This window comes from Stenotrophomonas sp. DDT-1 (assembly GCF_001580555.1).
Lineage (GTDB): Bacteria > Pseudomonadota > Gammaproteobacteria > Xanthomonadales > Xanthomonadaceae > Stenotrophomonas > Stenotrophomonas sepilia.
The window spans coordinates 98,644-105,178 of sequence record NZ_LEKR01000013.1 but is presented as its reverse complement, the minus strand read 5'-3'; the positions used below and the strand labels follow the sequence as shown (position 1 = coordinate 105,178).

Annotated in this window: 6 protein-coding genes; 3 read left to right on the top strand and 3 right to left on the bottom strand. The window is 67.4% G+C overall.

All coding sequences use genetic code 11. From position 1 onward, the window contains the following. Window positions 1-216: 216 nt before the first annotated feature. Window positions 217-1,410: an MFS transporter gene (locus AB839_RS09255; protein WP_061479117.1), complete on the bottom strand. Its 1,194-nt coding sequence runs from the start codon at window positions 1,408-1,410 to the stop codon at window positions 217-219. Between the two features lie 93 nt (window positions 1,411-1,503). Between AB839_RS09255 and AB839_RS09250 the strand changes: the two genes are divergently transcribed. Then, on the top strand, window positions 1,504-2,433 hold the full coding sequence (locus AB839_RS09250) for a LysR family transcriptional regulator (RefSeq protein WP_061479116.1): 930 nt from the start codon (window positions 1,504-1,506) through the stop codon (window positions 2,431-2,433). A gap of 93 nt (window positions 2,434-2,526) precedes the next feature. On the opposite strand, the gene AB839_RS09245 is transcribed toward AB839_RS09250, so the two are convergent. Continuing rightward, on the bottom strand, window positions 2,527-3,984 hold the full coding sequence (locus tag AB839_RS09245) for an amidohydrolase family protein (RefSeq protein ID WP_061479115.1): 1,458 nt from the start codon (window positions 3,982-3,984) through the stop codon (window positions 2,527-2,529). Window positions 3,985-4,038: 54 nt separating this feature from the next. After that, on the bottom strand, window positions 4,039-4,740 hold the full coding sequence (locus tag AB839_RS09240) for an ankyrin repeat domain-containing protein (protein WP_061479114.1): 702 nt from the start codon (window positions 4,738-4,740) through the stop codon (window positions 4,039-4,041). Between the two features lie 115 nt (window positions 4,741-4,855). Here AB839_RS09240 and AB839_RS09235 point away from each other — a divergent pair, with 115 nt between their 5' ends. Together AB839_RS09235 and AB839_RS09230 are read left to right on the top strand one after the other, a co-directional pair. After that, window positions 4,856-5,737 carry a LysR substrate-binding domain-containing protein gene (locus tag AB839_RS09235; protein WP_061479113.1) on the top strand — a complete coding sequence of 294 codons (882 nt, stop codon included), beginning with the start codon at window positions 4,856-4,858 and terminating at the stop codon, window positions 5,735-5,737. A gap of 162 nt (window positions 5,738-5,899) precedes the next feature. Beyond that, window positions 5,900-6,373, top strand: coding sequence for a DUF3806 domain-containing protein (locus AB839_RS09230; RefSeq protein ID WP_061479112.1), 474 nt, complete (start codon window positions 5,900-5,902; stop codon window positions 6,371-6,373). The last annotated feature ends 162 nt before the right edge of the window (window positions 6,374-6,535 follow it).

Here is a 6,535-nt window from a genome sequence, read left to right as displayed (position 1 = left end):
CCTCGGGCGGGTTGGGCAGGACGCCCAACCCCGGTCTTGCCGTGTGCGCAGGAAAGCGCACACGAGCAAGCGGCTGCCAAGCCTACACGGACGTACTTGCGGCGTCCCCGCACTCCGACACCGCCCCACCACCCCACGGAATCCACGCTGTTGATGTTGATGTTGCTGTGGCTCCCAGCAGGTGCAGGGCTGCAAGCCCTGCCGAACGCCCCCCCCTTACTTCAAACGCAGCAGCAGGCTGCCGCCCGCACACACCACCGCCAGCCAGGCCACGCCGTGCCACCCCCACTGCGCCAGCGCCAGGCTGCCCAGCGCACCACCGGCGGCCATGCCGATGAACATGCCGGTGAACAACAGCGCATTGAGCCGGCTGCGGGCGGGCGGCACCAGACCATAGACCAGCGTCTGGTGGGCCACCAGCGCCGACTGGAAGCCGAAGTCGAACAGCAGCGCACTCACCACCAGCAACGGCAGCAGCGCGGCAGCCGGCAACCAGCCTTCGGCCAGCAGCAGGCCGAAGCCCAGCAGCGCCACCGCAATCGCCAGCCGTGCCACCGCATGGCACCCCAGTCGATCAGCGAAACGGCCGGCAAACGGCGCGGCCAATGCACCGGCCGCACCCGCAATACCAAACGCACCCGCCGCCGCACTGCCCAGCCCCAGACGTGCATGCAGCATCAGCGCCAGGGTCGACCAGAACGCACTGAAGCCGACCGCCAGCAGCGACTGGCTGGCCACTGCACGGCGCAGCTGCGGCTGCTCACGCCACAACGCCAGCAATGAGCCCAGCAACGCCGGATAGCGCAGCGTGCTGGTCGGCGCGAAACGCGGCAGCGCACGCGCCATCACCGCGCCCATCGCCGCCACCGATACCGCCGCCAGCACGAACTGCGTGCGCCAACCCCACGCTTCAGCCACCACGCCACTGACCACCCGCGACAACAGGATGCCGAGCAGCAGGCCGGTCATCACCCGGCCGACGATCTGGCCGCGCTGCGCATCCGGTGCCAGCACCGCAGCGGCGGGAACGATGTCCTGTGCCAGCGTTGCCATCAGCCCGACCAGCAGGCTGGCCATCAGCAGGCCCGGCAGGTGCCCGGCCATCGCGGCGGCGCCCAGTACCAGCGCCAGCAGCGCGGACTTCAACAGAATGAGGTTGCGGCGGTCGAAGCGGTCGCCCAGCGGGGCCAGCAGCAGGATGCCCAGCGCGTAGCCGAGCTGGGTCAGGGTTGGCACCAGGCCGACGGCGCGCTCACCGGCGCCAAGGTCCTGGGCGATCAGGCCCAGCATGGGCTGGCTGTAATACAGCGACGCGACCGAGAAGCCGGCACCGGCCGCCATCGCCAGCACCAATGGGGCGGAAGGCACGGTCGCCGGTGCGGCCGCAACAGACAGCGAGGAGGTAGACATGGGGGAGCCCGGTAGAGGAAGTGGGCGTATCCTGCCTGTATTCGCCAAACGTCTGTAGTAGGCTCTGGTGCATATCTTTCATACGCCACACGCATGAATGACCTCGCCACCGGCGCTGATCGCCTGGATCTGCTGCGCACCTTCCTGCGCATTGTCGATGCCGGCAGCCTGTCTGCTGCGGCCCTGCAGCTGGGCACCACCCAGCCGACGGTCAGCCGACGCCTGCAGGCACTGGAGCGGCAGCTCGGCCTGCGCCTGCTGCAGCGCTCCACCCATGGCCTGCAACTGACCGAGGACGGCCTGCGCTGCCAGCGTCATGCGCAGCGCGTGGTCGACGAATGGGAGTCGCTGCAGGCCGAACTGAACGGCGAACCGGAAACGCTGCGCGGACGCCTGCGGGTGATGGTGCCGCACGCCTTTGGCCAGGCGCAGCTGCTGCCGACCATGCTCGCATTCCTTGCCCAGCACCCGCAGCTGAGCCTGGAGTGGATCCTGGAAGATCGCCGCCCGGACTTCATCGCCGAAGGCATCGACTGCGCGGTCCGGGTGGGCCCGGTCGACGAACCGCGCATGGTTGCACTGCCGCTCGCGGAAGTGCCGCGCATCGTCGTGGCAGCGCCCTCGCTGGTGGACGCCACGGCGGTCAGTACGCCGGAACAGGCACAGTCACTGCCGTGGATCTCGCTGGTCACCTACTACCGCGAACGCCTGCTGCTGCATGATGCGCAGGGCCGGGCGCATACGCTGTCAATCAGCCCGCGCCTGCTCAGCGACAACCTGTTCGTGGTACAGCAGGCTGCACGCGCCGGGCTGGGCGCAGCGGTGGTCTCGGTCTGGCTGGTGGCCGACGACCTCGCACAAGGGCGGCTGGTGCAGCTGCTGCCGGACTGGCAGGCGCCGGCACTGCCGGTCCACGTCGTGTTTCCTGCCGCGCGCCAGCAGCCGCCACGGCTGCGCGCCTTCATCGATGCGATGAAGGCTGCGTTGCCGCAGCTGCACGGCATGCGGCCGGCACCGCGCTAGGTCACCGGCCGCATCATCCACGCATGGCGTGGATTTCGTTCAAGACCACAGGGTCAGAGCCCTTCCCGTTGGGAAGGGATGCGACCCTGCCAATCATTGCGCCTTCGCAGCCTCGGCGTTCCACGCTGCGACCTTGGCCTTGGTGTCGGCCAGCATCTTGTCCAGCGCGGCGCGGTCATACACGTTGCCGCGCAGGATCACGCTGTCGATCTTCTCGGTGGCGGCGATGTCCTGCAGCGGGTTGGCGGTCAGCAGCACCAGGTCGGCGGCCTTGCCCCGCGCGACAGCACCGTAGCGGTCCATCTGGCCGAACCAGGCCGGGCCGGAACGGGTTGCGGCCGACAGCGCCTGCGGCGCACTCAGGCCCTCCTTCACGAACAGCTGCAGTTCCTGGTGCAGGGCGATGCCCGGGAAGTTGAACGAGTTGAGGAAGCCCGCATCGGTGCCGGCAATGATCGTCACGCCCGCCTCCTGCAGCAACGGCAGCACGGCCGCCACCTGGTGGTACTGCGCGTGGCGCGCCTCGATCTGTGCCGGCGTCGCCTTCGCGGCGCGGTCCACGCGCCACTGGTAGGTCGCGCGCAGGCCCGGGCCGATGTAGGCCAGGTACGGATCGTTGGCGTGGTCATCCTGGTCCAGGAAATCGAGGATACGGCCACCGTTGAGGGTCGGGGTCACGAATACGCCGCGCTTGGCGAAATCACGGTAGGCGTGCATCGCGGTGTCACGGTCGAAGCTGGCGTCGAGGCGGCGATTGGCTTCCGCGCGGTCGATGCGGCCGGCGCCGAAGTCGGCGGCGATCTGCGCTTCGTCCCTGCTGCCGGCCTTGAATGCGTAGTCCAGGTGCTCGATCGAGGCCAGGCCGGCATCGACCGCCTGCTCCACCGTCAGCGCCATCGGAATGTGGCCCGAAGCCTTGAAGCCGGCCTTGCGCGCGGCGCTGGCCGAATACAGGAACAGATCCGGCTTCAGCGTGCTGTCGGTGATCTTCACGAAATCGACCTTATCGTGCTGCAGTCGGGTGATCGCCTTGTCGACGTCGGCCTCGCTACCCACTTCGATCGTGCCCTTCCACACCGGCTTGATGCCTTCGATCTTCGCGCCGGAACTGAGCAGGCGCGGGCCGAACAGCGCGCCCCTGGCGATCTCGCCACGCCACTGCAGCACCTGCTCGGGCAGATCGCCGGAGCAGTCACGCACGGTGGTGATGCCGTGCGCGATGTACAGCGGCAGCAGTGCCTTGTTCTCTTCGATCAGCGCCGGGCCACCCCCGAAGTGCACGTGCATGTCCCACAGCCCCGGGATCAGGTATTTGCCCTTGGCATCGATCTGGCGGGCCGCGCTCCACTGGCTGCGCAGCTGCGCGTCCGGGCCCACCGCGACGATGTCCTCGCCGCGGATCACCACGCTCTGCCCGGCCAGCGTGCTGGCGTGCTCGACGTCGACCACGGTGGCACTGCGGATCAGCAGGTCGGCGCGCTCGGCAGCAGATGCCGACAGCGGCGCCACCGCAAGAAGGATGGCAAGGGGCAACAGGCGGGAACGGAACATGATGGACAGCATCCTGGTGGGCACGGCCAGCGTGCGGGTGGAAGGAGTAGCGGTTCAGCGCGCCGCGCCGTGCTGGCGCAGCAGGGTTTCAATACCGGCATAGCCACGCTGGCGCGCGTGCGCCAGTGGCGTTACGCCATCGCCGTCGGCCAGCTCCGGGTCGGCACCGGCCTCCAGCAGCAGCTGCACGATCTGCACATGGCGCTCGCCACCGTCGCCAAGCAGGATCGCTTCCAGCAGCGCGGTCCAGTGCAGGCGGTTGACGTGGTCCACCGCCACACCTGCACGCAGCAGCATGCGCACGGTGCTGACGTGGCCGCGCTCGGCGGCCGGAATCAACGCAGTGCCCCCATAGCGGTTGGTGCTGCGCAGATCGGCGCCGTGCGCCAGGGTCATCGCCAGGATCTCATCCAGGCCGCGCGCGCCGGCATACAGGTAGGCACTGTCCTGCAGCGCATCCTTGGCATTGACGTCCGCCCCTGCCTCGATCAGTTCGCGCGCGGCATCCACGTTGTTGCCCTGCGTGGCCAGCAGCAGCGCCGTGCGGCCCTGGCCATCGTGCGCCTCCAGATCAGCACCATCGGCCAGTGCTCCGCGCACCGCCCCGGCATCGCCGCGGCTGGCGGCATCACGCAGGCGCGCGTCTGCGTCGGCCCTGGACGTAGCAGTGCAGGCAGGGGCGACCATGGCCAGCAGACACAACAACAGCACGCGCGTGAACGGTGCAGGCCAGCCAGCGGGGCAATGGAAGCGCATCACGGTGTCTCCTTTTCTCCATCGCCGCAGGGCGATGGTCACAGGGGCCGCGCATTGCCGGCCCCTGCCCCGCATGGTAGAAGTCGGCCCGGGTATCCAGAAGTGAAATGTTCAAATGCAAGACAGTGCCAAATCGAATAGAACCCTGTTCGAACTGGACCTGCTGCGGGCGCTGGTGATGGTGGCCGACTGCGGGAGCTTCACCACGGCGGCCACGCGCCTGCATTCGACCCAGTCCACGGTCAGCCAGAAGGTGCGGCGGCTGGAGGAACTGGCCGGGCATCGCCTGCTCGAGCGCGGCCACCGCGATGTGCACCCCACCGACGCCGGCCACACCCTGCTCGGCTACGCGCGGCGCATGCTCGACCTGAACGAGGAAATGGCCCAGGCGCTGGCCGGCGCGATGGTGGAGACCGCGGTCCGCATCGGCGTACCCGAAGACTTCGTCAACCCGCAGACCACCCGCATGCTGGCCGCCTTCAGCCGTCGCCACCCACAGGTGAAGCTGGAGATCAGCAGCGGCCTGAGCCGTGATCTGGCGCAGGGCTTCGACCATGGCGAGCTGGACCTGGTGCTGGTCAAGCAGCGCCGCAACAGTCGCCAGGCGGTGCATTGCCGGCGCGAGCCGATGCACTGGATCGACAGCCTGCGCAGCAGTTGCCTGCAGCAGGACCCACTGCCGCTGGTCACGTTTCCGCCGCGAGGGTTGTACCGCGACGAGATGATCCACGCCGTGGAAGCGCTGGGCCTGCGCTGGCGCATTGCCTTCACCAGTTCGTCGCTGAGTGGCATCCTGGGCGCGGTGGCCGATGGCATCGGCATCAGCCTGCTGCCGCGCCGCGCGGTCACGCGCGAGCACCGCATCATCGATGGCGAGCGTGGGCTGCCGGTGATCGACAACTACGAAATCGGCCTGCTGCATCGTGCCGATGCCGATGATGCGGTGCGGGCACTGGCCAGCGAGCTGTGGCGGCAGGTGCAGCGCGAGCCGGACTGACCACAGTAGATCCACGCCATGTGTGGATCGAAACGACCCTCCGGCATCGAAAAGGGCACTGGTGCGCCAGCAAATACATGCTTGTCGCAAACGGCCCACTGATGGCGTACCCAAAGTCTGGGCGATAGGGTGGTGAACGCCCTTCTCCGGATTACCCCGCCTATGACCAGCACGTACCAGGTTACTTTGACCCCTGCTTCGAAGGACGAAGCCGACATGCGGTTCGATCCGCTGCCACCTGCACTCATCGCGCACATGCAGCAGCAGCGTGCACAGGTTGCTGCCCTCGTCGCATCTGCGTTCCCCACCGTTCCTGTTCAATGGCCGCTGCTGCCGAGCACGCTGCAACGCGTAGTCGATGCGGAACTGATCGATCACGATGATTGTGACGGTTGGGAAGCACTAGGGGTCGCATTCGGTGACTGTCTGGCACAGCGTGTACCGGAACTTGCCTGGATCCAGGTAACCGATGCCTGGGGCGTCGATGCGGTTCTCCGCTATGGAGAGGCCAATAGCATCGTCAGCGCCGTCACCCTGTTGATCAAGCGCGTCGAAGAAGGCGAGGCCATCGAGATCAATCATCTGCTTGAGGCCCTCGAGGAGATCATCATCCAGCAAGCGCTAAAGTCCAGCTGAGCCCATGAGAGGACGATTGAGCCGCGCAGAATGACGTATGCGGACCTTGATGCTGCACCTGCGGATGCAATCAGAGTTCGCGCATTGATCATCGATATCTGATCAGACCTGCCGCACCAAGGCACTACATCACCGGCTACAGTACCTGTTGTTTCCGTGCTC